Origin of the sequence: Alteromonas sp. KUL49, assembly GCF_006538345.1 — a bacterium.
In the GTDB taxonomy this organism is placed as follows: domain Bacteria; phylum Pseudomonadota; class Gammaproteobacteria; order Enterobacterales; family Alteromonadaceae; genus Alteromonas.
In genome coordinates this window covers 58,526-73,768 of the sequence record NZ_BJKL01000011.1, presented here as the reverse complement: position 1 = coordinate 73,768, position 15,243 = coordinate 58,526, and the positions used below count along the sequence as shown (strand labels likewise).

The 15,243-nt window shown below is 46.7% G+C and carries 9 protein-coding genes; 3 read left to right on the top strand and 6 right to left on the bottom strand.

Going from position 1 to position 15,243, the window contains the following annotated elements:
• Window positions 1–2: 2 nt before the first annotated feature.
• Together EYS00_RS17145 and EYS00_RS17140 are read right to left on the bottom strand one after the other, a co-directional pair.
• Window positions 3–2,153, bottom strand: coding sequence for an FAD-dependent oxidoreductase (locus EYS00_RS17145; protein WP_130638806.1), 2,151 nt, complete (start codon window positions 2,151–2,153; stop codon window positions 3–5).
• 25 nt (window positions 2,154–2,178) lie between these two features.
• Window positions 2,179–4,533: a TonB-dependent siderophore receptor gene (locus EYS00_RS17140; RefSeq protein ID WP_130638804.1), complete on the bottom strand. Its 2,355-nt coding sequence runs from the start codon at window positions 4,531–4,533 to the stop codon at window positions 2,179–2,181.
• A 150-nt stretch (window positions 4,534–4,683) separates the two neighbouring features.
• Here EYS00_RS17140 and EYS00_RS17135 point away from each other — a divergent pair, with 150 nt between their 5' ends.
• Complete coding sequence (locus EYS00_RS17135; RefSeq protein ID WP_130638802.1) at window positions 4,684–5,127, top strand: hypothetical protein; 444 nt, start codon at window positions 4,684–4,686, stop codon at window positions 5,125–5,127.
• A 64-nt stretch (window positions 5,128–5,191) separates the two neighbouring features.
• On the opposite strand, the gene EYS00_RS17130 is transcribed toward EYS00_RS17135, so the two are convergent.
• The 4 genes from EYS00_RS17130 to EYS00_RS17115 form a co-directional block, all read right to left on the bottom strand.
• On the bottom strand, window positions 5,192–6,427 hold the full coding sequence (locus EYS00_RS17130) for a DUF1552 domain-containing protein (protein WP_242618811.1): 1,236 nt from the start codon (window positions 6,425–6,427) through the stop codon (window positions 5,192–5,194).
• A gap of 21 nt (window positions 6,428–6,448) precedes the next feature.
• Window positions 6,449–9,541 (bottom strand): DUF1592 domain-containing protein, encoded by a 3,093-nt coding sequence (locus tag EYS00_RS17125; protein WP_130638800.1) that lies wholly within the window; start codon window positions 9,539–9,541, stop codon window positions 6,449–6,451.
• 12 nt (window positions 9,542–9,553) lie between these two features.
• Window positions 9,554–11,074, bottom strand: coding sequence for a cellulose binding domain-containing protein (locus EYS00_RS17120; protein WP_130638798.1), 1,521 nt, complete (start codon window positions 11,072–11,074; stop codon window positions 9,554–9,556).
• 331 nt (window positions 11,075–11,405) lie between these two features.
• Window positions 11,406–11,870: an EVE domain-containing protein gene (locus tag EYS00_RS17115; protein WP_130638796.1), complete on the bottom strand. Its 465-nt coding sequence runs from the start codon at window positions 11,868–11,870 to the stop codon at window positions 11,406–11,408.
• 209 nt (window positions 11,871–12,079) lie between these two features.
• On the opposite strand from EYS00_RS17115, the gene EYS00_RS17110 reads away from it, so the two are divergent.
• Complete coding sequence (locus EYS00_RS17110) at window positions 12,080–14,413, top strand: YgiQ family radical SAM protein (protein ID WP_130638794.1); 2,334 nt, start codon at window positions 12,080–12,082, stop codon at window positions 14,411–14,413.
• 136 nt (window positions 14,414–14,549) lie between these two features.
• A complete protein-coding gene (locus EYS00_RS17105; RefSeq protein WP_130638792.1) occupies window positions 14,550–15,146 on the top strand; it encodes a hypothetical protein in 597 nt (198 codons plus the stop codon).
• The last annotated feature ends 97 nt before the right edge of the window (window positions 15,147–15,243 follow it).

The window sequence follows — 15,243 nt, the reverse complement described above, 5'->3', positions numbered from 1 at the left end:
CATTAACCTCGGTTGAAATCGTGAAGCTTTTTCACCCACTGTAGCATTTTTTCTGGCGCATTCGCTCGTTTCCATGCGCCAGCAGTATATTTGGCTCCTTCTGCCCATGTTGGGTAGGCGTGAATAGTGCCAAGAATTTTGTTCAACCCTAATCCATGTTTCATGGCCAACACAAATTCAGACATGAGATCGCCCGCATGTTCAGAGATCATGGTCACTCCCAAAATCGTATCTTTACCCGGAGGTGTGAGTACTTTGATGTAGCCTCTACGAGAGCTTTCAGTAATCGCTCGGTCAAGTTCAGCAAAATCAAAACGGGTTACTTCGTACTCGATACCCTTTGCTTTTGCATCGGTTTCGCTAAGACCAACTCGCGCGACTTCAGGATCAACAAACGTTGTCCAAGGGATCACCCGATAGTCCACCTTGAACTTTTTAAATTTACCGAATAGTGCATTTACCGAGGCATACCACGCTTGATGCGCTGCCACATGAGTAAATTGATACGGGCCTATGACGTCACCGGCAGCATAAATATTAGGGAACAAGGTCTCCAAATATTCGTTGGTTTCTAGCGGTCGGTCTGTGGCTATTCCTAAGTTTTCTAGCCCAAAACCGGTCAAACGCGGTCGTCTACCTACGGCTATGATAACGTCATCATACTCAATAGCTTCTTCGCTTCCATCAACGGACACTACAAGCTGCTTAACGCCGTTGTGCTGCTCGAAACGTAGCGCTTCGTGATTGGTACGCACATCAATGCCACCTTCACTCAGCACGCCGGTCACATAGTCAGCTACGTCAGTATCTTCTCTACCCATTAACCGAGGCGTTTTTTCCACCAAGGTAACTGCACTACCCAAGCGGGAAAATGCTTGTGCAAGCTCACAGCCTATTGGGCCACCGCCCAACACCACAAGGCGTTTAGGAACGTCTTCTCTGGTCGATAATGTCGACCACAAAGTATCAGATGTTAAATAACCGCTGTTGTCTAGCCCCGGCAGCGGCGGCACAAAGGGACTCGCGCCCGTCGCTATAACAATACTGCGTGTGGTTAGGGTTTCTACTTGTCCGGTATTGTGTTTGATCTCCACCGTCCAAGGATCAATGATTTTAGCGTACCCTTTAATAACATTTACGCCCATGGACGTGTAACGCTCCACACTGTCGTTTGGCGCTATGGCAGCGATAACTTCGTTTACTCGCTCCATTACTCGGCTAAAACGCATAGTGGGTTGAACGCTGTCTAAACCGTATTGTTCGGCGTTACGCATTTGATGCGCTACTTTTGCGGTTTTGATAATGGCTTTACTTGGAACACAGCCATAGTTTAAGCAGTCGCCCCCCATTTCTCCTGCTTCCACCAAAGTCACTTTGGCTTTAACGGCTGCAGCGATATAACTCGTTACCAAGCCACCAGCGCCCGCGCCAATAACAATCAAGTTTTGATCGAATTTAGCGGGCTTTTTATAACCTTTGTAAACGCGCTTGCTGTTTACCACCGCCACGATAGCTTTAGCGATCCACGGGAATATCCCCAGTAAAACAAACGAAAGTAACAGTGTAGGAGACAAAATGCCCGACAAGCTATCAAGCTGAGCAAGCTGTGTACCGGCATTCACGTATACCACGGTGCCAGCCAACATTCCTACTTGGCTAACCCAGTAGAAAGTGAAAGTGCGAAGCGCGGTTAATCCCATTAACAGGTTTATCAAAAAGAACGGAAATACCGGCACAAGACGCAGGGTGAACAAGTAAAACGCACCTTGCTTAGCAACGCCCTCGTCAAAGCTCTTAATCTTATCGCCAAATTTAGCTCTAACCGCATCTCGTAAAATAAATCGCGCGACCAAAAATGCCAGCGTAGCGCCAATGCTTGAAGCAAACGAAACTAAAATCAATCCATTCACTAGACCGAATAAAGCCCCCGCTGCCAGTGTCATGATAGCGGCACCGGGCAATGACAAGGCTGTCACTGCCACGTATAGAGCAAAGAACACCGCCATGCTCACCACTGGGTTTTCAGCAATGCTGGTTTGAAAGGTGTCCATTGAGCCTTTCAGCCCTTCTAGGGTCAGATAGGTTTGTAAGTCAAAATGGAAAAAACCTACTACCGCTGCCACTATCACTAAAAGTAACGCGATTTTTTTCATATTTTTTATCTCCTATCAGTACCCGTTAAAACGAGTACTGTGCCGACACTTGAACATGACGTGGTAAGTTGGGCATAACTAGCGTAGCGCCAAAATAGCCCCCTTCAAATACTGGCTGCCAATTTTCTTCATCGGTGGCGTTAATCACATCTAAGCGCACACGCACACTGTCTGTGGCTGCATAATCTGCCCACAAGTCTAGGTTAAACTGGTCGCGAATATTCACGGTGGCTAAAAAGTCTAGCGGGAAGGATTGAGTAAACAACGCAGACGCGCCTAGCTCAATTAGCTCAGTCACCTGCCAGCCTGTATTTACCGTTACCATATGATCAGGAATACCTTGAACACGTTGATTCGATGCGGCAAATGCAGTGAACGATGGCGACCCGACACCAGTCCCCTGGATGATGTCGGGACGACTGTTATCGAATGCGTCAGCCACTTGAGATGTGCCTTGGAATGCAACGGAATCATCAAATCTTGCATCAAGATAGCTGTACGCAGCGTTTACCCATACAGCATCTCCCTGATAAAACACCTGAAGTTCTGCACCTTGAGTTTCCACACCACTGTTACTGCCATCGCGATTTCTCAAACTTCTGGTTTGGTCAAAGACAGACGCTTCTGCATACCAAGTATCACTTGGCGCATACTTCACGCCGACTTCATATAGGGTGTTTTGAGTTTTAAAGTTTTGCGAGTCGATTTGGTTACCGCCGCCAAGCACTGTACCGCCAGCCATACTATTTGACGTAGCGTCATTTTCAGACCATGCCGCATATAATGTAACGTCTGGATTTAGGGTGTAATTCGCACTTAATTGGTAGCTTGTTAAGGTGTCTGAATGGGTATCGCTTGCAGCGACTTGTCCTTGAGGGGCTAGTGGATCTCTAGCTTCAACATCGTAATAATCAACACGCATACCGGCAATAGTCGAGAAATTCTCGCTCCACTTAGAACGTTGCTGAACAAATAGCCCTGTTTGCCATGAAGTTGAATCCGTAGTGTCAGACAAATTAAAGTCACCACTGCCATCACCATCGATATCATATTGCGCTCCTGGCGAAACAAACACGCCCGGACGAAGCTCTATTAATCGCGCTTTCTGTGCGTCAGTCAGTGGGATCACTCGATTAGTCAGTGGCCCGGTTAGGTCCACAGGGTTGTCAGCTTCGGTGGTGAACTGACTGTACCCTAATACGTCATTGTATCGAAGGGCTAGGCCCACGGTAGTCAACTGAGAGTCCGACACTTCCCAGTCAAGTTCAGTACGGTTTTCGAAGGTTTTAGCACTATCAATAATTTCAACAAAACTGTTTTGTGCTAATTCCTCTCTACTGAGAGTTTGAAAATAAGTGACGTTGCGCAAAGTCATAGTGTCAGACAACACGTAGTTTACCTTACTGCGCAAAATTGTTGTGTCTGCACCATTGATATCGTCTGGGTGCACAAACACATTACTGCGAGCAATGCGCACTTCTCCGGTAGGAGAAATAATGGCACCTGCACCGGGTACGGTTGAGCCATTTGCCTGAACACCCTGCCCTGTAATATATAAGCCATTATCGATAAGGTTTTGAGTAGGTCGATTGATACCAGCAATATCTGGGTAATCAGCATCGTAGTATTCGGCACTTACGTCCCATGTGAGCTGCTCAGACGGCGCATAACGATAGGCAATGAATAGATTCTGACTGTCTTGTTCTACATAATTAAAAAAGCTGTCGCTGTCACGCCACTCAGCGCTCACCCTGATACCTGATTTACCTTCATCAATAGCGGTTCCGTAATCAAAGGTAGCCGTGTAGTCATCCCATCGCCCAGCACGGAGCATCACACGGCCAGACTGACCTTCAGTAGGCGCGACTTTGGTTTGTAAATTGACAAAACCGCCATTGCGTTGTGTGCTGCCGAACAGTACAGGTGACGGACCTTTTACTACATCAATTTGTTCAACACTGTTAAAAGACAAAGGTAGACCGAATCCGTTGTTGCCTGCTTGACGGCGCACGCCATCTTGGAATAACTCTCCTAACTGACCGCGAATACTCGGCAAACTCGGTGTGCCAAAGCCACTAGATGCGTACGTATTAGGTGCTGCTTTCACAATATCGTGCAGTGTGGTGATGTTAAGTGTCGCCATTGCCTCTGATGACAACGAGGTCACAGAGCGCGGCACTTCGCTGGCACTCATACCGCTGCCAAACAAGCCGTTAAGTGTGTTTTGACCAGGATTTAGGCTACTAACCTGCTTTGCGCCTTTCACCTCGACAACTTCAACGTCGCTTTCGTCAATGGTCTGTGCGTGCAAGGCATGGCTAATCGCCAGAGAAACTAAACTTAAGCCCAGTGCAGCGCTCATTCCCAATGTTTTTTTCATTCTTTGTATTCCAAGTAGATGTAGACCGCGAATGGCCAAGTAGACCGATACGCAACCAATTAAATTTCAGAGCAATTATTTTTCTTGGTTGTGAAAGTAATTCTGTTTTAGCCCGTTCTTTATCGACACACTAACAACAGAATAGTTTGCATGCAAATGAATTTATTTAATCAATCAACTCCCGATGTTTCAGATACCATAAAGAATAGACTTCCGATGGCTTTACTTGCACTTAGGATCGGCATTTTTATTGTAATGTTTGTTTGGACACTGGATAAATTTGTCAATCCAGCACACGGAATGAAAGTATTCGAATACTTTTACGGCGTAGGCGGTTTGTCTGAAATCATCATTTATGGCGTGGGGATCGCACAGCTACTACTCGTCATTGCTTTTGTCGCAGGATTGGCGAAACGTTTAACTTACGGACTCATATTTTTGATGCACGGCGGTTCAACACTCGCGTCTTTCCCCGTGTATATCGATGCCTTTAATAACTTACTGTTTTTTGCCGCATGGCCAATGTGGGCTGCGTGTTTCGCACTTTACTTGCTGCGTGACGCAGATACCTTATTGAGTGTGGGAAAACCCTAACACATTCAGTGTTGTGAAAAGAGACAGCGCAGTTTGCCATCGCAAACTGCGCTGTCTTCCTTATTTAAACCAGTACCCCGGGAATAGTGCTTCCATAAGGTAACGATACACCACACGCCTGTGCGGCCGTATGTAAAACGTCAAGCTGGTTGTAGCTAGAACCCGCGGGAGTGGTCACCCCACGATTGACATTACTGCCTCCACCAGCAATCAAGAAAGGCACGTCAGCAGAGCTGTGTTTGTCTGCATGCCCCATGTCAGTGGTTTCAACCACCATGGTTGAATCTAATATCCCTTCGTCTCTTAATTTACCGATAAGATAAGCCGTTAAACTTCCCAAGTGATTACGCATTTCAGTGTAGTAAGGGTAATTAGGTAAGCCGCCGCTGCCTCCATGTATGGACTGATGGTAACTCCCTTGGTACGACAATTCAGGAATACGGAATTGAGACTGATGATTACCAAAGGCTAATGACGCTGAGCTGGTAATATTACATTTTAGCGCTGCCACAATAATATCTGCCTGCATTCGCGCCTGCTGGCTAAAGGTATCGTGAGTCAGTGGAAAGCTTGTATCGTCGGGAGCCGCAGAACAAGTGACACCACCAGCTAAGTCATCTAAACGCCGCTGGGTGTCAGAAATCGCATCAAGGTGAGACTCCATACGCTCAACCTCATAGCCTGCCAGTTTGGATTTAATGGCATTAAGAGCAGCCGCATGGGCGTCCAAAATAGGCGTTTTCTCGCTACCCCCGCTGTTAGTACCAAAAAACAACTTAAATGCTGTGAATGGGTTGTCTTCAAATGGGATCTGCGTATTACCGTCACGGGTCAAGTAGCCATTGCCATTACTGTGCACACCTAAGTTCATATAGGTAAATGGCATATCCGGTCCAAGCTGTTTACCCATGTATACATCGTAGGTGTCAGCTCCACTTCCACCCCAACTGTTGGATAAGATCCGTGGTTGACGACCATGGCCCGCACTTTCATGGGACATGTTCAGCAAGAAATTACACTCTTGCTTAACGCCGTCATATCCCATCGACATTGGCCCCATTGTCAATTCACCACCCGACTGAGTAGGTGCCCAAAAATCGTGAATACCACCGCCCGGCACATATACAGCGACAGACTTGTTCGGCCCACCTTCTTGCGCATCGGCATGTCGAGCAAACAACATCCCCGCCACCAGAGGGGAATGCATTACCATGGCTTTAGAAATACCCGATGCTAAAAAGGTTTTTAACACGCTGCGTCGGGACATCTTCATCTGATAATCTTTAGAATCTTTCATCATAATCTCCTGTGATGTCCTAACTTAATTTTCTCTAACCCAAGCTTTGCGATAACGCACCGCTTCCAAAGAACCAAACTTCTCGAACATGGCTCGCGGACTCTCGTTGAGCATAGTGTCAGTCAGTGCATCCACTTCGCAGGTGTAACCTGATTTTTCCTCATCACTCATCTCAACCCCTTCAGGGTTTGCAGGGTCTATGTCTTGATGACCCACTCCCATCACATATCTAAAGAGCTGTTTAGGCAGACAGGATTGGGCCGAATCTAACCCGGCAAGCACGCTCCCTAGTTCCATAGAGCCATCGAAGTAACGCACTTCATCCACATTGCTATAACTTTCGGGTGCGTAAAGTTCTCCAGCGGCATTAATGGTGTTTCCATTCAAATCTTGACTCCTTACTCTACCCACGGTGTCGAAGTCTTCCATACCAAAGCCAAGGGGATTGATATATTGGGTGTGACAGTTAGTACAAGGGGCATCTTCTGTAAGCCTATGGTACTTCAACCGGTTTGTGGTCGTAGGTTGCTGCAAGAGCTCCGCGAGTTCAGCGAGCTTTTCTTCTCTAGCGGCAAATGTGCCAGCAGGAGGATCCGGTTGGTCTTGGCACATCATTCTGCGACGCACACGCACCGAACGAAGTATCGGTGACGTTTCAACGGCCTCGCCCCAACGGGCCATAAATGCACCGCTAGCCAAAATACCTCCGCGGTCTACCGTATCGACTTTTTGCATTGTCTCGCCGGTAACACCGTCAATACCATAATGGGTAGCGAGAACTTCGTTCAAGAAGGTGAAATTACTGTTGTACAGAGCGCCAAACGACTGGTCTGGGTCTAACATAATGTGAGCAAACGTTGTGTTAATCTCATTTTGCATATGAGGCACTAGCTCATCAAAACCCGGCCAAACGTCAGGATCTTTTGCAGCTTGGTCAAGGCTATTGGTGCCTAACCACCCACCGATGAATTGTCCCATGATACCGTTGGCGTTACCTGCCAAACGCTCTGCTTGAGCAACAATATTAGCAGTAGTTCGAAGTTCATCGTTGGCCGCAGCAGCAAGCAGAATGTCGTCTGGCGTACTGCCAGTGAAGGTATAAGCAAGGAACGTTGCCATCTCATACGATGTTAACTCAAAGGCATCACTATCGATTTGAGTATTGGCAGGATTGCTCTCACCTAGCTCGTGGCGGTATAGGAATTGAGGCGAAGACAACAAGCCTTCCAGTGCAAGAGTAATCCCCGCTTTAACATCACCTCCGGTCTCGCTGCCATCAGCAATAGCTGAATAGGCACTGGACTCATCCTCAGTAAGTGGTCTTCGGAAAAATTTAGGCGCAACATCGTCTACAAAACTATCAGCACAGTTCTGGTCATAGGCTGTGCAAGACAGCATAGGTGCAAAATCTCGCTGTGCAGACCAATCGGCCACTTCCTCAGCCACTAACAAATAATTACTGTAAGCAGTTGGTACCATTGCGGCCTGTGTATTGTTGAGGAAGAACCCAACTTGTGAGTCAGCTGATAGCCCAGTCGATACCTCGTAATCAATACCAACGAGATCTTCTACCGTATTTTGATATTCAAAGCGGGTGAGTATTTTAAGCTGCCTTGCACCATAACTCACTGGCGTTAATGACACATCACACACCACATCTCTCACCCACAGGGTTTCGATATAAGTGGCGAGGTCTTCAGCGCAGGCTTGGTCACAACTCGTGGGATCACCTAAAGGCATAAAGTCACGGATGTAATCAATCATGTCCGGTAAGCTTCTCTCGGTATTCAGTGGTGGATTCCCACCGATACCCTCACCACTTACGCCATGACAGCCCGCACAATTGTTCTGGAACAACTGCATGCCGCGCACTACTTGATTACCCTGTGTGACTGTCACCAATACCTCATTTGACGGTAACGATGGCATGCCTTGGTTAACAGCGATAACTTTGTAATCAAACTCCCCAGCATCAGGTAGCGCTTCAATAAGAGCATTAGCCTGTTCGCCAAGCTCAGCAATAGTTTGCCATTGGCCACCTACTTCTCTTCGTCGTACTAAGTAGAGCGACTCATTGTTACTGTTGTCTTGCCAGCTCAAGTTAGCTTGTAAATTAACCTCGTCAAAGGTACCTGCCAATCCTGTTGGCGCATTTGGTACGCTAGGCACTGCAATAGCTTGACCTGCTTCATTGCTGTTAAATTGCAAATGGAAATACACAGGAACGGTCTCGCCGATAGATGACAATCCAGCAACTAAACGCAGAGCTTCTATACCTGCGTCCATATCAAACATATCACTGTCCACCACCACAGGTTGCACTGAAGAGACTGAAAGTGTGTCGTCACTGAGCTTTGCGACCATCACCTCTGCACTAATTTCCTGACGGGCACCGTGAATAACTAAATCACCAGTGATAATTTGCTGGCTAAACTCACCCGCCACCAGACTGTTAACTTCAGTCATATCCAACTGAGCGGTAAACCACGCGGTAGGCAAGAATTCGGTCTCAAACAGCAAGGCGAGTAAACGAGTGTTGCGAATATCCACGCCTGTATTTACCGTATTTAAATCAATGGCAAAACGCACTTCTCCCGATGCCGAAACGCTCCCTTGTAGCGCGACGTCATCGTCTGATGAAAAGGTGTTATTTTCCGGCGTATGGTCTTTCTTCACAGAGACATAATGAATAGAAGAGAGGCTGTCGTCGAGTATCCAAGTTGCTGTAGAAACACCGGTTCCCGGTGCGCAAACATCGCTCATTAACTCAGGAACTGCAGTCGCTCCCGAGGGCTTATTACCGATAAAGCCGAAGGTAAAAACACTATTGGTATTGATTTGGTTGAACCAGGATGGCGGTGTTACGGTACATGCACTGCCGTTACAATCGTAACTTGCGTTCCAACCATTGTTGAAGGTTTCCCCATTTGACCACTGCCAATCTATTTGCCAGTCGGTAATGGGTGCACCACCATTGCTTATGGTGATTTCGGCTTTAAATCCCTGATTCCATTCATCAACAATTTCATACTCACACTGATTGGCTAACGCCCCGTGGCTGACAGTAACCAGCGAGACAGCGGCTAGGGTGAAGATTCGATTCATTATAGTTTTCATCGTCTGTCCTCCCTACAGTTGCGTTGAAAATACAAGAGTAAAATTAGTTGGCACGGCGTAACTGATTACACTCAAACCCGCTAAATTACGGAGTTGCTCAATGCCATCAACCAACGCAAAATCAGCAGCGTTGATGTTAATGGGCATAGTATTTTGAACCAGTACTGTGGTGTCTGATAGCTTGGTTACTCTTACCGTTAAATCAAGAGGAACAACTACGCCGTGTAAATCCACATCTGCTGATAATAATTGAGTAACCACCTCTCCAGCTTGCATGGCAGCCAGTTGCCCGGCGTCGACTTGTGCGGTAATTACTGCCTCACCAAAAGAAGCCGTTTCAAACAAATAGTCACGCATTCGTTGATTGCGAACGTCAATACCTGTCTCCACCGAATCTAAGTCGATAGCAACCCGTGCTTCTCCTTGCTCGTTAATGCTGCCCGTAAGCGACGTAAATGTGTGAGTTTCAACAACGTGGGTTTTCTTAGTAGACACAAAGTACAGTGATGAGCTATCACCGTCTAATGCGTAGGTTCCTGTGGGAATAGGCTCGGTTACACTGATGCTAACACTGACTGCTTCGGAGTCATCAGCACCGTCGTTAACCACCAAGTTAACGAGATAATCACCCGCAGTTTCGAAACTATAGGAAAACTCACTAGTGCTTTGCGTGGTGCCATCTTCAAATGACCAGAGGTAGGTCAATGCATCGCCTTCCTCGTCAGTGGAGCCTGTGCCGTCGAAAGTCACCGTCAATGGGGCGGTACCTTGAGTAGGCGTAGCCGTAGCTACAGCAGTTGGTGGATTGTTAACCTCAACGATTTCTCCGCAGATCCCGCCAAGCTGAGGAATTTGTACCTCACCGCCCGATGTCCCCTTTTGTGCGTTAAAACCAAAGCTTTGGCTTCCATTGGGTGGAACATTGGCATTGTAATTAGCGTTATTAAAGGTATAAGGATTACCGCCTGAAAAACTAGAGTTCCAAGCGCCACTCACCGATGTTGCATCGGGGAATAGCATAGTCACTTGCCAACCATTTATTGTCGCAGCGTCGTCGTTGTATACCGTAACTTTGCCTGTAAAACCTGATTGCCACTCGTTGGCTACGGTGAATTCGCATCTGGCAAGTTCAGTTACCGGAGGTTCAGGCTCCTCAGTCACATTGCTACACACGCCACTTAGACTTGGTATGACTGCCGGACTACCACTGACACCTTTTTGTCCGTTGAACCCAAAACTGATAGAGCTACCGGCACGCAGATTGCCATTATAGCCCTTGTTGGAGGCAGTGAACGGATTCGAACCGCTCAAATCAGCATTCCACATGTTGGTGATAGTTGAACTGTCTGGATAGTCTAAGTTGACCACCCAACCACTGATATCTTGTGCAGAATCATTGGTAATCGTGACTGATGCTGTAAAACCGGTATTCCATTCATTACTGATCACATAATCGCACTGTGCAGCAAACAGCGAATGAGAAAACAGTAAAGAGAGTAATAACAATAACCGCTGAACGCGAGTACTAGCCATAGTAAACCCCAAAACCACTAATCGTTATCGAATAAGTTAAGTGAAGGGAGTTGCCTTCACTCATGGAGTGAAAATCCACAGCGACCAGAAACGTCCACTGTTGTTTTTTCAATTGTTACCTTTGAGCAGATTGGCTTTTTGACAGATGTTTTTGAAAAGCCATGAGCTTGTCTTTCAGTCAATCAGAAAAGTATGGGGTTTACAATTTTCACTTTTATGTCGATTTATGAAATTTAATACCTATTGCCGGTTAAATCCTATAAACCACTGACAAATATACATTTAACAACTGGTCTAACGACCTATTTATCTGCAAGCGAACGACTTAACATCAACCCTTAGCGGCTTTATAGAGCAAATCCCACTCGCTGTCAGTCACTGGCATGATAGATAGCCTATGCCCCTTTTTAACTAAACCTAGTTCGGTAATACCTGGCAATGATTTAATCGTAGACAGTGGCAGTACTTGTGAGAACTTTTCGACAAATTTTACATCAACACGATACCAACGAGGGTTATCAGGTGATGATTTTGGGTCGTAATATTTGGCTTCAGGGTCAAATTGAGTAGTATCTGGATATCCGCCCACCACAACCTCTGCAACGCCAGCTATACCTACATGCTTACAACTAGAATGGTAAATAAAGACTTTGTCGCCTTTGGTAATCAGGTCTCGTAAAAAGTTTCTTGCTTGATAGTTTCGTACGCCATCCCACGGCTCGGTTTGCTCTGGGCGAGACATTAAATCATCAATACCAAACGCGTCAGGTTCAGTTTTAAATAGCCAATACGCCATGTGTCATCCTTTTTGAGTCTTTTGCTCAGCCTAATTAACACGAGAGGTTACTCGTTATCTGCACTTATCAAGATTGCCCGTGTTTTTAATGACAATTCAATGTTTGTTATGCGCTAAGCTGATACAATACGTCGGTTTTGTGATGCGGGACTTTTACTAAGGTCACGTGCAACATTTGTTTTGTCTATTTTGAGTGTTATGTAAAGCCTATGCAAGCCACCATTAAAGCGGATCGCGGTCTGTTCTCATACCCCAAGTACTGGCCACATTGTTACGGTACTGCCCCCTTTTTACCTATGTCAAAAGAGGAAATGGATGCTCTTGGATGGGATAGCTGTGACGTTATTTTGGTAACCGGCGATGCCTATGTTGACCACCCAAGCTTCGGCATGGCGGTTATCGGACGAGTATTGGAAGCTCACGGCTTTCGCGTAGGTATCATTGCTCAACCCGATTGGAAGAGCAAAGACGACTTTATGAAGTTGGGTAAACCCAATCTTTATTTCGGGGTAACTGCGGGCAACATGGACTCCATGATTAACCGTTACACGTCAGACAAAAAGCTACGTCACGACGACGCTTACACACCGGGGAACGTTGGCGGTAAACGTCCAGATAGGGCTGTCACTGTATATTCACAACGCTGTCGCGAAGCCTTCAAAGGCGTACCTGTTATCATTGGCGGCATAGAAGCTAGCTTGCGTCGTATCGCCCACTATGATTACTGGAGCGAAAAAGTACGTCGCTCGGTATTGTTCGATTCCAAAGCAGACATGTTGTTTTTCGGTAACGCTGAGCGCCCACTTGTTGAAGTGACTCACCGCTTAGCTGCTGGTGAATCTATTCAAGAGCTTCGCGATGTACGCGGTACGGCAATCATCGTGAAAGAAGCTTTACCAGAATGGCAAGGCGTTGATTCAACGTCACTCGACCGACCAGGTAAGATCGACCCAATTCCCAGCCCCTATCAAATGGAGCCGGAATGTGACTCACAAGACAAAGACAAGCCTAACGAAAATGCGCCAGAAGCAGCTCCCATTGTTATTCAACCGGCGACCCGCCGTAAGCCTTGGGAAAATGTTTATGTAAAGCTGCCAGCGTTTGAGACGGTGAAAGATAACAAAGTGCTTTACGCGCATACCTCGCGTATATTGCACCAAGAGACCAATCCAGGTTGTGCACGCGCGCTCATGCAACGTCATGGCGACCGTCATATTTGGATTAATCCACCTGCTATGCCGCTAGAAACCGACGAAATGGATGCGGTATTCGACCTTTCTTACCAGCGGGTCCCCCACCCGGTTTACGGCGATGCCAAAATACCTGCGTATGACATGATTCGTTTCAGCATCAATATTATGCGCGGTTGCTATGGTGGATGTACTTTCTGTTCAATTACAGAACACGAAGGGCGAATTATTCAGAGCCGTTCTGAAGATTCGATTATTCGTGAAATCGAACAAATTCGTGACACGGTTCCAGGCTTTACTGGGGTAATCTCTGACCTTGGCGGACCAACTGCTAATATGTATCGCTTGCGATGCAAGAGCCCCAAAGCAGAGGCAACATGCCGACGACCGTCATGTGTGTACCCGAGTATTTGTGCACACATGGACACAGATCACAAACCTACTATCGATTTGTATCGCCGCGCCCGAAATCTACCGGGAATAAAGAAAATATTGATTGCTTCTGGCGTTCGCTATGACCTAGCCATCGAAGATCCTGATTACGTAAAAGAACTCGCGCTTCATCACGTGGGCGGTTACTTAAAGATAGCGCCAGAACATACCGAAGATGGCCCGCTGTCGAAAATGATGAAGCCAGGCATGGGCACCTACCATCGCTTTAAAGAGTTGTTTGATAAGTACTCTCGTGAAGCGGGTAAAAAACAGTACCTTATCCCCTACTTTATAGCGTCGCACCCAGGCACAACGGATGAGGATATGTTGAGCTTGGCCATATGGCTGAAAGAAAACAAGTTTAAACTCGATCAGGTACAAAACTTCTACCCGTCGCCAATGGCAACGGCGACTACCATGTACCACACAGAAGTTAACTCTCTGCGTAAAGTTACCAAAGACAGCGAAGAAGTTACGTCTGCCAAAGGTGAAATTCATCGCCGTTTGCACAAAGCCATGTTGCGCTATCACGATCCTAAGAACTTTGCTCAGATTCGTGATGCTTTGGTTAAGATGGGACGCGAAGATCTTATCGGTCGGGGCCCTCAACACTTAGTTCCGCCAGAGAGCGCGGACGAAAAACGCAAAAAAGCGGCAAAAGCACGCAGAGGCGAACGTGCATTGACCAAACACACTGGACTACCCCCTCAATTTCAGCGCGCCGATGGTGAAGGCCGGAATAATAAGGGCAAGGGTAAACCTGATCAGCGTAAAAACCATGCAAACGCAGGTGGTCGAAACCCCTCCAATCAGAATAACAAGAGCAAGAACACCTCCCAAGGCGAGACTACTCACTCAGGTGGTAGATCTGGAAATAGGCCGGGCGGCAAACAGCGCGGACGTGTGAGCGCTAAGCGTTAACTGCCCCTTGTATTAATTAGCGCTTACAAATTAATCGACAAGAATAGAAGACAAACCCATAACCAATAGCATACGATGGTCATTCTAGATAAAGGATGACTGTCTTATGTGGGCGCTAGTGTGGGAAATTTTTTACATGGGTTGTACTGTCTTTATGGCAAGTTACGGCCTTCATTTACTTGCCTACAAGCGGGGCGTCTTAGACCCCAATGATCCCACAGAGCCCGATGAATATGGTCTGAATATGGATATGGGTTCAGACTCAAACAGTTCAAAGTCTGGCAACCTCGGACTAGACACTTCAGATTGGAACGATTTCGGTTTAGACGATGACGATGACGATTACGACGACAAAGACGCTCCTAAAACCGATAACCCTATACTCAAAAAATGGCTCGACTTTGGCGGCGGCTTTTACGGCATTGTCGCCTTCGTTAAACTGATATTTATTGAACTCAAACAAATCCGCGACTTTATAGTAAATTGGCAAGGTATAGATGCTTTTACCAACGGTCAGTCTTTCGATATGGCATTTATCATTGGATTAGTTGTTAGCTTCTTCGTTGAGCAAATTCAGAACTTTGTAGCAGCAATTATTTGGCCGACTGACTATCTACCCCACTACACCATTGTTGAATGTGCCGTTTTCGTAGTGATAATGTACGGCCTTTACGCATTGGCGAGAAAATTTGCGATAGACTCGTTCGCCACTGCAGAAGTGAATGCGCCCTAACTCACATCCATATAACGCTGTGTTTGACAGCTGTTCTATGTATAGTGTCGCTGGCATCTCGTTCTATATCTTTATATTCAAGCATGGCTAACGCAAC

Bases quoted from the DNA above. Each gene is read 5' to 3' on its own strand.
- EYS00_RS17145 (WP_130638806.1), bottom strand. From the start codon at position 2,153: ATGAAAAAAATCGCGTTACTTTTAGTGATAGTGGCAGCGGTAGTAGGT.
- EYS00_RS17140 (WP_130638804.1), bottom strand. From the start codon at position 4,533: ATGAAAAAAACATTGGGAATGAGCGCTGCACTGGGCTTAAGTTTAGTT.
- EYS00_RS17135 (WP_130638802.1), top strand. From the start codon at position 4,684: ATGCAAATGAATTTATTTAATCAATCAACTCCCGATGTTTCAGATACC.
- EYS00_RS17130 (WP_242618811.1), bottom strand. From the start codon at position 6,427: ATGATGAAAGATTCTAAAGATTATCAGATGAAGATGTCCCGACGCAGC.
- EYS00_RS17125 (WP_130638800.1), bottom strand. From the start codon at position 9,541: ATGAAAACTATAATGAATCGAATCTTCACCCTAGCCGCTGTCTCGCTG.
- EYS00_RS17120 (WP_130638798.1), bottom strand. From the start codon at position 11,074: ATGGCTAGTACTCGCGTTCAGCGGTTATTGTTATTACTCTCTTTACTG.
- EYS00_RS17115 (WP_130638796.1), bottom strand. From the start codon at position 11,870: ATGGCGTATTGGCTATTTAAAACTGAACCTGACGCGTTTGGTATTGAT.
- EYS00_RS17110 (WP_130638794.1), top strand. From the start codon at position 12,080: ATGCAAGCCACCATTAAAGCGGATCGCGGTCTGTTCTCATACCCCAAG.
- EYS00_RS17105 (WP_130638792.1), top strand. From the start codon at position 14,550: ATGGGTTGTACTGTCTTTATGGCAAGTTACGGCCTTCATTTACTTGCC.